General features: G+C 69.7%; 10 protein-coding genes and 2 tRNA genes. 6 read left to right on the top strand and 6 right to left on the bottom strand.

Annotated features, from left to right (window positions below; genetic code table 11):
- Nucleotides 1-57: 57 nt before the first annotated feature.
- Together cmk and aroA are read right to left on the bottom strand one after the other, a co-directional pair.
- Nucleotides 58-702, bottom strand: a complete 645-nt coding sequence (cmk, locus tag D8I30_RS07825; RefSeq protein ID WP_121482246.1) for a (d)CMP kinase — start codon at nt 700-702, stop codon at nt 58-60.
- A complete protein-coding gene (aroA, locus tag D8I30_RS07820; protein ID WP_121482245.1) occupies nt 699-2,027 on the bottom strand; it encodes a 3-phosphoshikimate 1-carboxyvinyltransferase in 1,329 nt (442 codons plus the stop codon). The genes cmk and aroA overlap by 4 nt, the downstream gene beginning before the upstream one ends.
- A 136-nt stretch (nt 2,028-2,163) precedes the next feature.
- On the opposite strand from aroA, the gene D8I30_RS07815 reads away from it, so the two are divergent.
- The 3 genes from D8I30_RS07815 (at nt 2,164) to D8I30_RS07805 (ending at nt 3,004) form a co-directional block, all read left to right on the top strand.
- Nucleotides 2,164-2,628, top strand: coding sequence for a TIGR02300 family protein (locus tag D8I30_RS07815; protein ID WP_121483444.1), 465 nt, complete (start codon nt 2,164-2,166; stop codon nt 2,626-2,628).
- Between the two features lie 133 nt (nt 2,629-2,761).
- A tRNA-Ala gene (locus tag D8I30_RS07810) sits at nt 2,762-2,837 on the top strand.
- A 91-nt stretch (nt 2,838-2,928) separates the two neighbouring features.
- Nucleotides 2,929-3,004: transfer RNA gene (locus D8I30_RS07805), tRNA-Ala, on the top strand.
- Between the two features lie 236 nt (nt 3,005-3,240).
- On the opposite strand, the gene D8I30_RS07800 is transcribed toward D8I30_RS07805, so the two are convergent.
- Entirely contained in the window at nt 3,241-4,857 is a 1,617-nt protein-coding gene (locus tag D8I30_RS07800; protein WP_121482244.1) for an acyl-CoA dehydrogenase family protein, read from the bottom strand.
- 178 nt (nt 4,858-5,035) lie between these two features.
- Nucleotides 5,036-6,028: a rhodanese-related sulfurtransferase gene (locus D8I30_RS07795; protein WP_121482243.1), complete on the bottom strand. Its 993-nt coding sequence runs from the start codon at nt 6,026-6,028 to the stop codon at nt 5,036-5,038.
- Between the two features lie 188 nt (nt 6,029-6,216).
- Here D8I30_RS07795 and D8I30_RS07790 point away from each other — a divergent pair, with 188 nt between their 5' ends.
- Nucleotides 6,217-7,914 carry an MFS transporter gene (locus tag D8I30_RS07790; RefSeq protein WP_205570676.1) on the top strand — a complete coding sequence of 566 codons (1,698 nt, stop codon included), beginning with the start codon at nt 6,217-6,219 and terminating at the stop codon, nt 7,912-7,914.
- 65 nt (nt 7,915-7,979) lie between these two features.
- Here D8I30_RS07790 and D8I30_RS07785 read toward each other — a convergent pair whose 3' ends face one another.
- On the bottom strand, nt 7,980-9,275 hold the full coding sequence (locus D8I30_RS07785) for a sugar MFS transporter (RefSeq protein ID WP_121482241.1): 1,296 nt from the start codon (nt 9,273-9,275) through the stop codon (nt 7,980-7,982).
- A 170-nt stretch (nt 9,276-9,445) separates the two neighbouring features.
- A complete protein-coding gene (locus D8I30_RS07780; protein ID WP_121482240.1) occupies nt 9,446-12,283 on the bottom strand; it encodes a TonB-dependent receptor in 2,838 nt (945 codons plus the stop codon).
- A 273-nt stretch (nt 12,284-12,556) separates the two neighbouring features.
- Here D8I30_RS07780 and D8I30_RS07775 point away from each other — a divergent pair, with 273 nt between their 5' ends.
- Both D8I30_RS07775 and D8I30_RS07770 read left to right on the top strand, forming a co-directional pair.
- Nucleotides 12,557-14,416, top strand: a complete 1,860-nt coding sequence (locus D8I30_RS07775) for an alpha-amylase family glycosyl hydrolase (protein ID WP_121482239.1) — start codon at nt 12,557-12,559, stop codon at nt 14,414-14,416.
- Entirely contained in the window at nt 14,417-16,051 is a 1,635-nt protein-coding gene (locus tag D8I30_RS07770; protein WP_121482238.1) for an alpha-glucosidase, read from the top strand.
- Nucleotides 16,052-16,055: the final 4 nt, after the last annotated feature.

The raw sequence follows: 16,055 nt of genomic DNA, 5'->3' as shown, positions 1-16,055 counted from the left end.
AAGCCAGGACGCCCGCGGCCGTCGAGGGGATCGGAGCGTTGGATTCGCCCGGCGGGATCAGATCCCGGCCCTGGCTCGCGCCGCCTCGACGATACGGCGGGCCGCATCGAAGGCAGCTTCTATACCCAGATCGGTCGTGTCCAGCAAGACGGCGTCCTCGGCCTGGACCATCGGGGCGTCGTCGCGGCCGGCGTCGCGGGCGTCGCGGCGGCGGATATCCTCCAGCATGTCCTCGAAGGCGATGACCTCGCCGCGCGCGGTCAGCTGCTTCCAGCGGCGCTCGGCCCGCACCTCGGGCGTGGCGGCGACATAGAGCTTGGCCGGGGCTTCGGGCGCGATCACCGTGCCGATGTCGCGGCCGTCCAGCACCGCCCCGCCGGCTTGCGCGGCGAAGTCCTGCTGCAGCTTGAGCAAGGCCGCGCGCACGCCCGGATAGCTGGCCACGCGGCTGGCCGCCTCGCCCGCGCCGCGCCCGGTCAGGCGCGGATTGTCGCTCAGGGTCGTCAGGTCCAGCGCCCGCGCCGCCTCGGCCGCGGCCTCGGCGTCGCCGAGGTCCCCGCCCGCGTCCAGCACCGCCAGACCCACGGCGCGATACAGCAGGCCGGTGTCCAGATACGGCAGGCCGTAGTGGGCGGCCAGGCGCGCGGCGATGGTGCCCTTGCCCGAGGCGGCGGGGCCGTCGACGGCGATCACCAGGTTCATGCCGCGCCTCCCGCGACGATATCCGCCCCAAGCCCGTTCATCAGTTCGACGAAGCCGGGGAAGCTGGTGGCGATCATCTCGGGGTCGCGGACCGAGACGGGCTGTTCGGCGGCCAGGCCCAGGACCAGGTGGCTCATGGCGATACGGTGGTCGTGGGCGGTCGCGACGGTCGCGCCGCCCTTCACCGGGCCGCCGGTGACGATGAAGCCTTCCGGCTCCTCCTCCACCTGGACGCCGCAGGCCGACAGGCCCGCGACCATCAGGGCGATGCGGTCGCTTTCCTTGACGCGCATCTCGCCGATGCCGCGCATGACGGTGCGGCCCTCGGCGAAGGCGGCCGTGGCGGCCAGGATCGGGTATTCGTCGATCATGGAGGCGGCGCGGTCTTCCGGGACCACGATCCCCTTCAGCGCCGAATGACGGGCGGTGACGTCGCCGACCTCCTCGCCCCCGGCCTGGCGGCGGTTGGCGATGGTCAGGTCCGCGCCCATGTCGATCCAGGTCTGGAACAGGCCGGTGCGCAGCGGATTCAGCATCACGCCTTCGACCGTCACCTCCGAGCCCGGCGCCACCAGGGCCGCCGCCAGGGGGAAGGCCGCCGAGGACGGATCGCCCGGCACGGCCACGTGGGTTCCCTTCAGCGTCTGGCCGCCCGGCAGGCGGATACGCCAGCCGGAGCCCTCTTCCGTCACCTCGACCTCGGCGCCGAAGGCGCGCAGCATCCGCTCGGTATGATCGCGGCTCTTCTCGGGCTCGACCACGATGGTTTCGCCGTCCGCGTTCAGCCCGGCCAGCAGAATGGCCGACTTGATCTGGGCCGAGGCGACGCTCTGAACGAAGGTCAGCCCTTTCAGCCCGCCGCCGTGCAGGGTCAGGGGCACCCGGTCCTCGGCCGCGTTCCAGTCGAAGCGCGCGCCCATTTCGGCCAGGGGCCCGGTGACGCGCTTCATCGGCCGCTTGCGCAGGGAGGCGTCGCCGTCGAAGGTCGCGCTCAGGTCATAGCCCGCCGCCGCGCCCATCAGCAGGCGCACCCCGGTTCCGGCGTTGCCGCAGTCGATGACCGCGTCGGGCGAGCGCAGCGTCCCAGCCCCCTCGACCCGCCAGCGCCCCTCGCCGATCCGCTCTACCGAGGCGCCGAAGGCCTGCATGGCGCGGCCGGTGGCCAGGATGTCGTCGCCCTCCAGCAGACCCTCGATTTCGGTCACGCCTTCGGCCATGCCGCCGAAGATCAGCGCGCGGTGCGACATCGACTTGTCGCCCGGCGCGCGGACCCGCCCCTTGAGGCCGGAAACACGAGACGCGGTAAGGGTCTGGGGAGTGCTCACCCTGATGCAGGCTCCGAATGTCAGGAAAGCCGCGGCAGGCGCGGAAAAGAAGGCTTTTGACAGCGGCCCCGGCGGGTGGCAAGGGAGCCGCCCGATTTCCCGCGTTTCAATCAACCCCCGCCGAAGGTTTATGCCCGTGGCCAATCCCGAACTGGGCCAAAAGCAGCTCTGCCCGAACTGCCAGGCCAAATTCTATGATCTGAACCGTCGCCCGGCCCGTTGCCCGAAGTGCGAAACCGAGTTCGATCCGATGGAAGAAGCCGTCCGCAGCCGCCGCGTGCGCCGCGGCGCCGGCTATGCCGCTGACGACGAGGAGGCCGAAGATCAGGTCGCCGACAAGTCGGTCGACAGCGACGAGGACGAGGAGGACGCCGAAGGCTCCACCCCCGAAATCGACCAGGAAGGCCACGAGCCGATCCTGACCCCGGACGACGACGACGGCGAGCCGGGCGCGGACGACGCCGGCATGGGCTCGGCCGACGGCGACGATGACGACGACGTCCTCGACGACGACGACGACGATTCCGTGCCCTTCATCGAGGACGAGGACGACGACGGCCTCGACGAAGAGCTGGCCAAGCCGTCGCGCGACGATGACTAAGGACCAAGAGTCGGAAAAATAAGCGGAAAAAAAACTGCCAGACCCGCTTGATCTTCAAAACGGCCTGACCTAGTTTCCGCGCCTCGCCGGGGGGCGACATTCTCACTCCCCGGCGGGACCGACCGAAAGGTTCGGGGCTATAGCTCAGTTGGTAGAGCGCTTGAATGGCATTCAAGAGGTCAGCGGTTCGACTCCGCTTAGCTCCACCATCGAAGGCCTCGCGGAACGCCGCGGGGCCTTCGTCCTTTCCAGGCGCTTGAGCCCGAAAACGGTCGGTCACATAACCAAGCCGAACGGCCTGGGGCTATAGCTCAGTTGGTAGAGCGCTTGAATGGCATTCAAGAGGTCAGCGGTTCGACTCCGCTTAGCTCCACCATCGAAGGCCTCGCGGAGCCCCCGCGAGGCCTTCGTCCTATCTAGACATCAGTTGCGCGCGCCCTGAGCCCTCCCCCTCGATGGGGGAGGGTTGGGTGGGGATGTCGGCAGGCGGCTTGATCGTGTGAAGCAAGGAGACGCTGACGCCTCATGCGTCAATTCATCCGCGTCGCGTGCTCACCCCCATCCCCGACCCTTCCCCCATCGAGGGGGAAGGGAGCGGACAGCGAACAGCACTCACATCGGCATCGCCCGGTCCAGCACCGCCCGCTGATCCACCTGCGCCTCATAGGCCCCATAGGCCATGCCGCGCGGGCGCAGACGCAGGGCGATGAAGGCCTCGGCCGAGGGGCTGCCCATCTCCAGCAGGGCCGCCGCCTGGGCCGCCAGGGCCAGCCGCTCGACCGCCAGCCGCGCCCTCGCCTCGCTTGAAGCGGCCCGCAGTCCGGCGATGAAACGGTCGTAGTCGGCGGATTTCCCCGCCTGCGACGCGAGCCAGTCATGCAGGGCCTCGACGGCCTCCGCCTCCCGCCCCGCCGCGCGCAGAACGTCCAGGGCGATGACGTTGCCCGAGCCCTCCCAGATGGCGTTCAGCGGCGACTGGCGGAACAGGCGCGCCATCGGGCCGGTCTCGACATATCCGGCGCCGCCCAAGGCCTCCATCGCCTCATAGATCATGTTCGGCGCGCGCTTGCAGACCCAGTATTTGGCCACCGGCGTCAGCAGACGCCCCACGGCGTCGTCGGCGTCGAAGGTCGCCGCCAGCCGCATCGACAAGGCCGTCGCCGCCTCGCTCTCGACCGCCAGATCGGTCAGGACGGCGGCCATCATCGGCTGGTCGATCAGCCGCTTCTGGAAGGCGGTGCGGTGGCCTGCGTGCCACACCGCCTGGGCCAGCGCCCCGCGCATCTGCAGCGCCGAGCCGACCACGCAGTCCAGCCGCGTGTGCTGGACCATGCGGATGATGGTCGCCACGCCGCGCCCCTCTTCGCCCAGCCGCTGGGCCAGCGCGCCGTGATACTCCACCTCGGACGAGGCGTTGGAGCGGTCGCCCATCTTGTCCTTCAGCCGCATGACGCGGAACCCCGCATTGCGCGTCCCGTCCGGCAGCCAGCGCGGCAGGATGAAGCAGGTCAGCCCGCCCGGCGCCTGGGCCAGGGTCAGGAAGGCGTCGCACATCGGGGCCGAGCAGAACCACTTGTGCCCGGTCAGGGAATACCAGCCGTCCTCGCCGACCGGCTCGGCGCGGGCAGCGTTGGCGCGCACGTCCGAGCCGCCCTGCTTCTCGGTCATGGCCATGCCGATCGTCACGCCCGCCTTCTCGCCCGCCGGGCGCACGGCCGGGTCGTAACGGCCTGACAGGACGCCTCTGATCCACGGCTCGCCCGCCGCCGGATCCGCCTGAAGCGCCGCGACCGAGGCGTAGGTCATGGTCATGGGACAGCTGGTCCCCGAATCCGCCTGCCCCGTCAGGAACAGGATCGCGGCGTGCAGCAGATGGCCGTTCGGCGTCCCGTCCCAGGCGCTCGACGCGAACCCCGCCCCCAGCCCTAAGTCCATCAGCTGGTGATAGGCGGGATGAAAGGTCACCTCGTCGATGCGGCGGCCGTAGCGGTCGTGGGTGTCCAGCACCGGCGGGACGCGATTGGCCTGGACGCCCCAGTCGATCACCTCGGCCGAGCCGCAGCGACGGCCCAGGTCCTCCAGCCGTTCGGAATGGCCCTCCCCGCCCCAATGCCGCACGGCCTGGGCCAGGGCCTTGTCGCCGCTGAACAGGTCGACGTCCTCCAGCGGCGGGGGCTGGTTGGTCACCTCATGGGTGTCGAGCCGCTCGACGGGACGAAAGGCGGACATGGCGGACCTCCTGGCTGAGCCAGAAGGATGGCACGGGCGGGCCACGGCGGCGACCCTCTCCCGATGAGAGAGGGCTTGAGCCTCCAAGAGCCGAAGGCGATTGGCCAAGGCGAAAGGGTGAGGGTTCGCGCTTGAAGAAGTCGCGCTACGGCTTACGCCGACTGAGGAGACAAGCCCCTCACCCTTTCGCGCCAGAACGATCGCTGTGCTCTCGTGCGCTCAAGCCCTCTCCCGCCGGGAGAGGGTTGGCTAAGGTCGCCCCCACGTGCGCCACGCCCCGGGCGCGGGCGATCTCCACCTGCTTATGCCGTTCGGCGTAGCCTTCGCGCTGGGCCGCGTCGCGGTCGTCCCAGCAGCGGTCGCAGGACACGCCCTCGACATAGCGCGTCGAGCGTCGGCCTTCGGGACTGACCGGCATGCGGCAGCCCCGGCACAGGCTGTGGTCGCCCTCGACCAGTCCGTGCCCCACGGCCACCCGCTCGTCGAAAACGAAGCATTCGCCGCGCCACAAGCTCTCCGGCTCAGGCACCGTCTCGAGGTATTTGAGGATGCCGCCCTCCAGGTGGTGGACGTCGCGCACCCCCTCGGCCTTGAGGAAGGCGGTGGCCTTTTCGCAGCGGATGCCGCCGGTGCAGTACATGGCCACCTTGGGCGGCGTCGGCCGGTCCAGCAGGGCGCGGCCCTCTGTGCGGAACCAGTCGGCGAACTCGCGGAAGGTGCGGGTGTTGGGCTGGACCGCGCCCGCAAACGCGCCGATTTCGCCCTCGTAGTCGTTGCGGGTGTCGATGACGACGGTGTCGGGATCGGCGATCAGGGCGTTCCAGTCCTGGGGCGAGACATAGGTCCCGACGCCCTCGACCGGGTCGATGTCGGGCTGGCCCATGGTGACGATCTCGGCCTTCACCCGCACCTTCATGCGGTGGAAGGGCATGACCGAGGCCGTCGAATACTTCAGCTCCAGCCAGTCGAAGCCCGCCAGGGCGCGCACCCCGTCGATGACGCGAGCGATCGCGGCCTGTGGCCCGGCGATTGTGCCGTTGATCCCCTCGTGCGCCACCAGCAGGGTGCCGCGCACCTCGGTCCCGCACAGGTCCAGCAGGTGCAGGCGCAGCGCCGCCGGATCGGCCACCGGGGCGAAACGGTAGAGGGCGGCCACGGTGAAGGGCGGCATCGGGGGAACGGCAGGGTCGATCACCGCCTTCCTATAGCGGCGGGCGCGGCGCCTCGCGACGCCAATAATGTGGAACCGAGAGTGACCCCGTCCTTGCTTGCGTCCGGCGCCGAAGACGTGTGGATTGGCCCCATGGTCGTCGTCGGTTCCCCTTCACCCCGCATCGTCCATGCGAGGACGCGCCACGCATGAGTTCCAGCGCCGACGCCTCCCCCTCTCCCACGCCGCCTTCCGCACCTCCTGAGCGCCCCTCGGCCTTGGCGCCGCTGCGGCATCCCATTTTCCGGGCGGTGTGGATCACCAGCCTGGTGACCAATTTCGGCGGCCTGATCCAGTCGGTCGGCGCGGCCTGGATGATGACCTCCATCGCCTCGGCTCAGATGACGGCCCTGGTGCAGGCCTCCGTCACCCTGCCGATCATGCTGCTGTCGCTGGCGGCCGGGGCCCTGGCCGACACGGTGGACCGGCGCAAGATCATGCTGGCGGCCCAGACTTTCATGCTGCTGGTCTCGGCCGGGCTGGCGGCGATGACCTGGATGGGGTGGATCACCCCCTGGGTGCTGCTGACCTTCACCTTCCTGATCGGCTGCGGCACGGCCTTCAACGGCCCGGCGTGGCAGGCCTCGGTCGGCGACATGGTCCCGCGCGAGGATCTGGCTGGGGCCGTGACCCTGAACTCCATGGGCTTCAACATGGCCCGCAGCGTCGGCCCGGCCATCGGCGGCCTGATCGTGGCGGCGGCGGGGGCGGCGGCGGCCTTCGCCGTCAACGCCTTCAGCTACATCGGCCTGCTGGTCGTGCTGTTCCGCTGGAAGCCCGAGCGACCCAAGCAGACCCTGCCGCGCGAGGGCCTGCTGGCGGCCATGGCCGGAGGCCTGCGCTACGCCTTCCTGTCGCCGCGCGTCAGCGCCGTCCTGCTGCGCGCCCTGGTGTTCGGGGTGGGGGCCAGCGCGGTCCAGGCCCTGATGCCCCTGGTGGCGCGCCATACGGTGGGCGGCGGCCCACTGGTGTTCGGCCTGCTGCTGGGCGCCTTCGGCGTCGGAGCCGTGGGCGGCGCCCTGTTCGTCGGCCGGCTGCGCGCCCGCTTCGAGACCGAGACCATCGTGCGCGCGGCCACCCTGGCCTTCGCCGTCGCCGCCCTGGGCGTCGGCTACAGCCCCTGGCTGGTCCTGACCCTGCCGGCCCTGATGGTCGCCGGCGCGGGCTGGGTGCTGACCCTGTCGACCTTCAACGTCACGGTGCAGATGTCGGTGCCGCGCTGGGTCGTGGCCCGCGCCCTGGCGCTGTATCAGATGGCGGCCTTCGGCGGCATGGCGGGCGGCAGCTGGCTGTGGGGCGCCCTGGCCCAGGCCCATGGCGTCGACCTGGCCCTGGGGATTTCAGCGGGGGTGCTGCTGCTGTGCGTCCTGATCGGCCTCAAGGTGCCCCTGCCCTCGACCGAAAACCTGAACATGGACCTGCTGCGACGCTGGACCGAACCCGAGACCCGCCTGCCGATCGAGCCGCGCAGCGGGCCAGTCATTGTCTCCATCGCCTATCGCATCCGCGATGAGGATATCGACGCCTTCCTGGCCCTGATGGACGAGCGCCGCCGCATCCGCCGCCGCGACGGGGCGCGCCAGTGGCGGCTGATGCGCGACCTGGCCGAGCCCGAGGTCTGGGTCGAGAAGTATCAGACGCCGACCTGGCTGGACTATGTGCGCCACAACCAGCGCATCACCCACGCCGACGCCGCGATCAGCGAGGGCATCCGCGCCCTGCATCAGGGACCCGACAAGCCGGTCGTGCACCGCATGATCGAGCGCACCACCGCCCCCCTGGCCGCCAACCTGCATGGCGAGCGCCACTACGGCGAGCCCCTGACCGACCCGACCCGCGCTTCCTGACCCCCAACGAAAAGGCCGCGCCCGAACGATCGGACGCGGCCCGTTCGGCGTGAAGCGCGACGCCGTCAGTGCGGCGAGGCGGCGCCCTCGGCCGTCTCGCGGCCCTGGGTGCGGGCGCAGGCCACGGCGAAGAGCGTCAGCAGCACATACCCCGCCACCGGCACGAAGAAGGCCAGGTGCATGTCGCCCGCGCGGTCGGCCACCTGGGCCGCCGCCAGCGGCAGCAGGGCCCCGCCGATGATGCCGAACACCAGCAGGCCCGAGGTCGAGGCCGCCGGCGCCGAGGACCGCTCCAGCGTCAGGGTGAAGATGCTGGGGAACATGATGGAGTTGAAGAAGCCGACGGCCAGGGCGGCGTAGGCCGCCGTCGTCCCGCCCGTCTGGGTGACGATCAGGCACAGGGCGGCCGCGACGACGGTGCAGATCGACAGCAGCACCCCGGCGTGGATGCGGGTCAGCAGCCAGGAGCCGACGAACCGCCCGACCATGGCCCCGCCCCAGTAGAGGGCGACCATCTTGCCCGCGGCCTCGATGGGGATGTTCAGCACGCCGGGGCCCGACAGGAAGTTGGTCAGCATGTTGCCGATGGCCACTTCCGAGCCGACGTAGACGAAGATGGCCAGGGCGCCGAACACGGCCCAGCGCGACTTCAGCGCTTTCAGGATGGCGGCGGCCCCGACCGGCTCGGCCGCGTCATGCACCGGGGCGGCGGCGTTGATCTGCTTGCGAGCCGAGAAGATGAAGGCGGCGATCAGGGCGAAAAAGCCGGCCATGGCCAGGAAGGCGAAGTCGATGCTGCGCAGCGACTCCCCGCGCGTGGCGACGGTGACGACCGCGCCCGCGGCGAAGACGCCCCCGGTCAGCAGCACGTGCGCCCCCAGCCACGGCCCGACCGTGGCCCCCAGGGAGTTGAAGGCCTGGGAGAAGACCAGGCGGAAGTGCGAGCTCTTCTTGGAGCCCAGCTCGGCCACCAGGGGATTGGCCGCCACCTGCAGCAGGGTCACCCCCGAGGCGATGACGAACAGGGCCAGCAGGATGCCCGGATAGAAGTCGACGATGGTCGCGACCGGCACGATCAGGCACCCGGCCACCATGGTCAGCAGGGCGGCGAGGATGGCCCGGCTGTAGCCCAGGCGCGACAGCACCGCCGCCGCTGGCAGGGAGGCTGCGCCATAGGCGATGAACCAGGCGAAGGTGGTCAGGAAGGATTCGGTGTAGCTGAGGTCGAACACCCGCCGCACCGCCGCAATCAGCGGGTCGATCAGGGAGGTGGCGAAGCCCCAGGCGAAGAAGAGGCTAGTGACATAGGCGAAGGCGAGGCCCGTGCCGCGCGTCGCCGTTCCCGGTTGAGATGGGCTCATGGTCGCTTCCCGAAGGGGGCCGCGACGCCAGGGACGCGGCCGAGGTCCAAACTGTCTAGGCGGAACGGCCCGGCGTCCAGAGCCGGCGCGCGCCGCCGTGGTGGTCTCCGAGCAAAAAGAAGGGGCCGGCCCCGAAAGACACGGCCCCCAGTCGCTCAGAAGAGAGGGGATCAGAAGCGGTAGTTGACGCCGACCAGGAAGGTGCGGCCGTACTTCTGGAAGTCGATGGTGCGGCGTTCGTCGCCGTTCTCGAAGGTCTTGAACGGCTCGTCGGTCAGGTTGTTGACCTGGGCCAGGATCGACAGCCCCTCGGCCGGACCCGACTGGAACTCATAGCCGATCTGGGCGTCGATCACGTTTTCGGCGGCGACCGAACGCAGGGTGCGGCCGTTGCCGAAGCCGGCCACCTCGCCCAGGAAGTCGGAGCGATAGCGGTTCGAGACGCGCGCCTGGAAGCCGTCCTTCTCATAATAGACCGTCGCGTTGACCACGGTCTCCGACAGGCCCGGCAGGGTCGTCGGCGCCTGGGTCGGATCAGGCTGGATCTCGCTGTCGGTCCAGGAGGCGCTCAACTGGGCGCCGAAGCCGTCGAGCATCGGGTGGAAGATGTCGAACGGGGTCGAGATCGCGAACTCCGCCCCCTTGATCCAGCCGCCGTCGCCGTTGTCGGCCGCGTGGATCAGGCCCTGGCGCAGCACCGGCTCGGGGTTGCCCGCGCCGATCGGATAGCCGGTGAAGTCGAAGATCTGGTTGCGGCCGAAGACATAGCTTTCCAGATGCTTGTAGAAGCCGGCCAGCGAGACATAGCCGCGCCGGTTGGCGAAGTATTTCTCGATGGAGATGTCGGCCACGTCGGCGATGAAGGGCTTCAGGTGCGGATTGCCGCCGCTGCCGCTCCACGGCGAGCGGTTGATGTCGCCGGACTGGGCAAAGGCGGGGTTGTAGCTGTAGTTGCGCGAGGCGCGCATGTCGTCCATGCGCGGCCGGGCGAGGGTGCGGGCCACGGCGAAGCGCACGAACAGGTCGTCGCCCGTCTCCAGGATGAAGTTGGCGCTGGGCAGGATCTCAAGATAGTCGGTCCCGCCGGACACGGCCGTGGTGCGCGCCACGCCCTGCCCCAGCTGCTCGGCCGAGAAGCCGGTCGAGGACTGGTCCGTATAGACCGCCTGGATGCCGACGTTGCCGGTCAGCGGTCGGCCGAACAGGTTGTGGTCGACGTTGGCGCGGATATAGGCGGTGGTGACCTTTTCCGTGACTTCCCAGTTGCCCGACAGCACGTCGGCGTTGGGGTTGCGCACCTTGGCCAGGGCGCCGCTGTTGATCACGCCCAGGGCGTCGTAGCTGATCACCTGGGAGATGCCGAGGTAGCCCAGGTCGGTCGGCGCCAGCAGGAATTCGGCCGGGATGGCCAGGTCGCCGCCGCCGGGCACGGCCAGATAGAACTGGTTGTTGTCGAAGGTCTTCTGGCGCTGGGAGTAGTTCACGCCGAAGTCGATCGAGCCGAACGGGCTCTGGTGCAGCTCACGACGGCCGGCGAAGCGGGCGGCCTTGATCTCGTCCTCGATGGACGGCGTGTTCATGTAGCCGGCCTGGCCGCCGGGGATGACGTCGCCGCCCCAGCCCTGCGGGCTGGTGATCTTGATCAGGTTCGGATCGGCGTAGTTCAGCTGGCTGGTGAAGCGCGTCACCCCGTCGCTGGTCAGCTCGAAGCCCAGGGTGTCCAGCGCGCCGTTGATGTTGCGGCCGGTGCCGGCGTTGGTCTCCAGGATGACGTCGCTGCGCTCGACCTTGGAGTAGTTCAGGTCCAGGTTGAACGACCAGTCGTCGTTGGCGACGAACGCGGTGTTCCAGCCGATGGCCGTGATGTTGCTGTCGCGCTTGTTCAGGTCGTTGCGGACCACGCCCTTGATGTTGTCCCAGGTGCCGGCGACGATCAGGCCGTCCTCGACGGTGTAGCCGGGACGCAGCGACGGGCCGGGACGGCAGACGTTCGGGGTCAGCACATTGCCGGTGATCTCACAGCCGCCCAGAACCGGCGGCGTGGCACCCGGATCGCGGTTCGGGCTCTCGGCCATGCCGCCCCAGGCCAGCGGGAACTCGATGCCGCGCAGAACCTGGGTGTTCTTGAACTCCGAATAGAAGGCGTCGATCGTCGAATGGAAGCGGTCGTTCGGGCGCCATTCCAGCACGCCCATGTAGCCGTCGCGCTCCAGCTCCGACGACATGACGTAGGGCTTGACCCCGCCGGTCAGCAGGTTGCCGTCGCTGTAGGTCGGATAGCCCCAGGCGTTGAAGCGCTCGGACTGATACGGCGACGACATATGGGCATAGCCCAGGGCCACGCCGATGGTGTCGTCGGCGAACTGGTCGACATAGCTCAGGGTGTAGCGCTGGCCGTGGTCGGTGGTGCCCGCGTTCAGGGCGCCGATGTCGTTCCACTCATAGCGGGCGTTGGCGACGATGGCGCGGCGGCCGTAGTCCAGCGGGCGGATGGTCCGCATGTCGACCGTGCCGGCCAGGCCCTGACCGATCAGGGCCGCGTCGGGGGTCTTATAGACCACGACGCTGGCCATCATTTCCGAGGGGAACTGGTCGAACTCGACGCCGCGGTTGTCGCCGGTCGTGACCATCTCGCGCCCGTTCAGCAGGGCGGTGGTGAAGTCCGGGCCCAGGCCGCGGATCGAGATCAGCTGGCTGCGCCCGTCCAGGCGCTGCGAGGTGACGCCCGGCAGGCGCGCCAGGGATTCGGCGATGGAGACGTCCGGCAGCTTGCCGATGTCCTCGGCCGAGACGACCTCGACGATGGAGGTGTTGTTGGCCTTGGCCGAGATCGAGGCCTCGATCGAGCGGCGGATGCCGGTGACGACGATCTCGTCGACCTGGGTCGCCTGCTCGTCGCGCGGCGCCGTGCTTTGCGCCTGGGCGACGCCGCCCAGGGCCAGGGTGAGGACGACGCCGAGCGCGCCGCCGGACATGAGGCGCGCGCGCCGGGTGAAGCCAGGATTCATCTCATCCTCCCAATGGGTCGTCGCCCCTCTGCGGGAGCGATCGCGCAAATCTATGCAAATCTGTGACAAGCTGGCAAGCCGGTAATATCCGAAACCCCTCCGCCACGCCGCCTGCGAGCCTCTAGTCCGCCCGCGTTGCGGCGCAACATGGCCGAAAGCGCAAGGAAACCCGGATCATGAGACGGTTGACAGGCCTGAACATGGGCTGCAAAAACTTGCAAATAGACTGAGGCGGCAGCGCATCGCCTCGGCAGGACATGGGAGGGGACCGTCATGGCCCGCATATCTCGCCGCCAACGTCGCCTGTCCGGCGCCGCTTCGGCCCTGACGCTCCTGATCGCGGGCCTGGCCCCGGGCCTGATCGCCGCCCCGACCGCCTCCGCCCGTCCCGTCGCCGCGCCTGCGTCTGCCGAGGCCTTCCGCCAGCGTCCGCCGCAGGACGAGGTGATCTACTTCCTGCTGCCCGACCGCTTCGCCAACGGCGATGCGGCCAATGATCACGGCGGCTACGCCCCCGACCGCCTGGTCAGCGGCTTCGACCCGGCCAATCCAGAATTTTACCACGGCGGCGACCTGGCCGGGATCATCCAGAAGCTGGACTACATCCAGGGACTGGGCGCCACGGCCATCTGGATGGCCCCCATCTTCAAGAACAAGCCGGTGCAGCCCACGGTCGGCCGCCCCATGGCGGGCTTTCACGGCTACTGGATCACCGACTTCACCCGCCCCGACCCGCACTTCGGCGAGCCGGAGACGATGAAGGCCCTGGTTGAGGCCGCCCATGCGCGCGGCATGAAGGTCTATCTGGACATCGTCACCAACCACACGGCCGACGTGATCCAGTATCGCGAATGCCCGGAAAACGACTGCGCCTACCGTTCGGTCGCCGACTATCCCTGGACCCGCAAGGGCGGGGTCGACGGCGCGCCGATCAACGACGGCTTCCGGGGCGACGGCGGCGCCGAGGACTTCGCCAAGCTGACCGATCCGACCTGGGCCTACACCCCCTACATCCCGGCGGGCGAGGAGACGGTGAAAGTCCCCGCCTGGCTGAACGATCCGCTGCTCTATCACAACCGGGGCGACTCCACCTTCCGCGGCGAAAGCTCGACCCACGGCGACTTCGCCGGGCTGGACGACCTGTTCACCGAGAACCCGCGCGTGGTTCAGGGCATGATCGAGATCTTCGGCGACTGGATCGACGACTACGGCATCGACGGCTTCCGCATCGACACCGCCAAGCACGTGAACCCCGAGTTCTGGCAGGCTTTCGTCCCGGCTATCATGGAGCGGGCCAAGGCGCGCGGCATCCCCAACTTCCACGTCTTCGGCGAGGTCTATGATCACGACCCGGCGGCGCTGGCGCGGCACACGCGGGTGGACAAGCTGCCCGCCGTCCTCGACTTCGCCTTCCAGTCGGTCGCCACCGACGTGGCCAACGGGGCCAAGGCGCCGGACGCCCTGGCGACGATGTTCGCCGCCGACGCCCTGTACGAAGGCGGGGCCGAGGCCGCCCTGCACCTGCCGACCTTCCTGGGCAACCATGACATGGGCCGCATCGGCGGCTTCGTGCTCAAGGCCCACCCGCAGGCCTCTGATCAGGAACTTCTGGCCCGCACGACCCTGGCCCACGCCCTGATGATGTTCAGCCGGGGCGTGCCGACCCTCTACTACGGCGACGAGCAGGGCTTCGCCGGCGGCGGCGGCTACGGCGGCGGACGCCAGGACATGTGGGACGGCCAGGTTCCCAGCTACCGCGCCGAACAGCGCATCGGCGGCCTGCGCGATCCCTATGACCGCCAGGCGCCGCTCTACCAGGCCATCGCCGAGATGGCGCGGCTGCGCGCCGCCGACCCGGCCCTGCGTCGCGGCCTGCAGACGGTGCGCGCCGCCGCCGAGGAACCCGGCCTGTTCGCCTTCACCCGCGCCGAAGCGGGTCAGGCCGGCGAAACCCTGGTGGTGTTCAACACCGGCACGACGCCCCTGACCGCCAATGTCGCGGTCGATCCGGCCTCGACCGGCTGGAGCGCCAGCCGCGGCGCCTGCCCCGCCCAATCCGTCGCCCCCGGCGTCGTCCGCGTCAGCGTGCCGCCGCTCGACTACATGATCTGCGTTTCCAAAGGCGCCCAGTAAGTGACCCTCGCGACCCTCCCCGTCGTCCCCTCTCCCGACCAGGCCCATCAGGACTGGTGGCGCGGCGCCGTCGTCTATCAGGTCTATCCGCGCAGCTTCGCCGACACCGACGGCGACGGCGTCGGCGACCTGAACGGCGTCACGGCGCACCTGGACCACATCGCCTCCCTGGGCGTGGATGCGGTGTGGATCTCGCCCTTCTACACCTCGCCGATGAAGGACTTCGGCTATGACGTGGCCGACTACTGCGACGTCGATCCGGTGTTCGGGACCCTGGCCGACTTCGACCGGCTGGTGGAGAAGGCCCACGCTCTGGGGCTGAAGATCATCGTCGACCAGGTCTGGTCGCACACCTCGGACCAGCACGAATGGTTCAAGGCCAGCCGTCAGGACCGCGCCAACCCTTACGCCGACTGGTACGTCTGGGCCGACGCCAAGGCCGACGGCTCGCCGCCGAACAACTGGCAGTCCGTCTTCGGCGGGCCGGGCTGGACCTGGGACGCACGGCGCGGCCAGTACTACCAGCACAACTTCCTGCCCGAGCAGCCGCAGCTGAACGGCCGCAATCCGGCGGTGCAGGACGCGCTTCTGGCCGCCGGCAAGTTCTGGCTGGACCGGGGCGTCGACGGCTTCCGCCTGGACGCCGTCAACTTCATGATCAACGACCCGTCGCTGAAGGACAATCCGGCCTTCCCGGCGGGCGGCAAGCGGACACGGCCGTTCGACTTCCAGGACAAGATCTACAACCAGTCCCACCCCGACATCATCCTGTTCCTGGAGCGGGTGCGGGCCCTGACCGACAGCTACGGCGACGGCCGCTTCACCGTGGCCGAGGTCGGCGGCGACCACGCCGACCGCGAGATGAAGGAATACACGGCCGACGGCCGTCATCTGCACAGCGCCTACGGCTTCCTCTACCTCTACGCCCAGAGGCTGGTCGTCGACCTGGTGCAGGCGGGCGCGGCCATGTGGCCCGGCGACGCGGGCGAGGGCTGGCCGTCCTGGACCTTCTCCAACCACGACGCGCCGCGCGCCGTCTCGCGCTGGGCCGAGGGCCGCGACGAGCGCCGGCTGGCCGAGATGCTGATGCTGCTGCTGGTCAGCCTGCGCGGCAACGTCTTCGTCTATTACGGCGAGGAGCTGGGCCTGCCCCAGGGCGAGGTGCCGTTCGAGCGGCTGGTCGACCCCGAGGCCATCGCCAACTGGCCCCAGACCCTGGGTCGCGACGGCGCCCGCACCCCCATGCCGTGGTCGGCCGACGCCCCCTTCGCCGGCTTCTCGAGCGTCGAGCCCTGGCTGCCGATCGACCCGCGCCACCCGGCGATGGCGGTGGACGCCCAGGAGGCCGATCCGACCTCCATGCTGCACGCCGCGCGCCGCATCCTGGCCCTGCGCCGCGCCCATCCGGCGCTGAAGACGGGCGCCATGGCGGTGCTCGCGACCGAGCCGGTCCTGGTCTTCACCCGCGAGGGCGCGGACGAGGCCCTGCTGGCCGCCTTCAACCTGGGCCACGAGGCGCAGGCCTGGCGCGCGCCCGAAGGCTACGCCGTCGTCGACGCGGTCAATCTGGATGCGGCCCGGCCGGGCGTCCTGCCCCCGCTGGGCGGCGTGCTGCTGCGCAAGGACGCGGGCTGAGGTG

Origin of the sequence: Brevundimonas naejangsanensis (assembly GCF_003627995.1) — a bacterium.
Taxonomy (GTDB): Bacteria; Pseudomonadota; Alphaproteobacteria; order Caulobacterales; family Caulobacteraceae; genus Brevundimonas; species Brevundimonas naejangsanensis_B.
The sequence above is the reverse complement of the archived record's forward strand: the minus strand, read 5'-3'. Positions and strand labels throughout refer to the sequence as shown.

Coding starts and splice junctions, on each gene's coding strand:
- cmk (WP_121482246.1), bottom strand. CDS start 702: ATGAACCTGGTGATCGCCGTCGACGGCCCCGCCGCCTCGGGCAAGGGC.
- D8I30_RS07775 (WP_121482239.1), top strand. CDS start 12,557: ATGGCCCGCATATCTCGCCGCCAACGTCGCCTGTCCGGCGCCGCTTCG.
- D8I30_RS07790 (WP_205570676.1), top strand. CDS start 6,217: ATGAGTTCCAGCGCCGACGCCTCCCCCTCTCCCACGCCGCCTTCCGCA.
- D8I30_RS07795 (WP_121482243.1), bottom strand. CDS start 6,028: ATGCCGCCCTTCACCGTGGCCGCCCTCTACCGTTTCGCCCCGGTGGCC.
- D8I30_RS07800 (WP_121482244.1), bottom strand. CDS start 4,857: ATGTCCGCCTTTCGTCCCGTCGAGCGGCTCGACACCCATGAGGTGACC.
- D8I30_RS07785 (WP_121482241.1), bottom strand. CDS start 9,275: ATGAGCCCATCTCAACCGGGAACGGCGACGCGCGGCACGGGCCTCGCC.
- D8I30_RS07780 (WP_121482240.1), bottom strand. CDS start 12,283: ATGAATCCTGGCTTCACCCGGCGCGCGCGCCTCATGTCCGGCGGCGCG.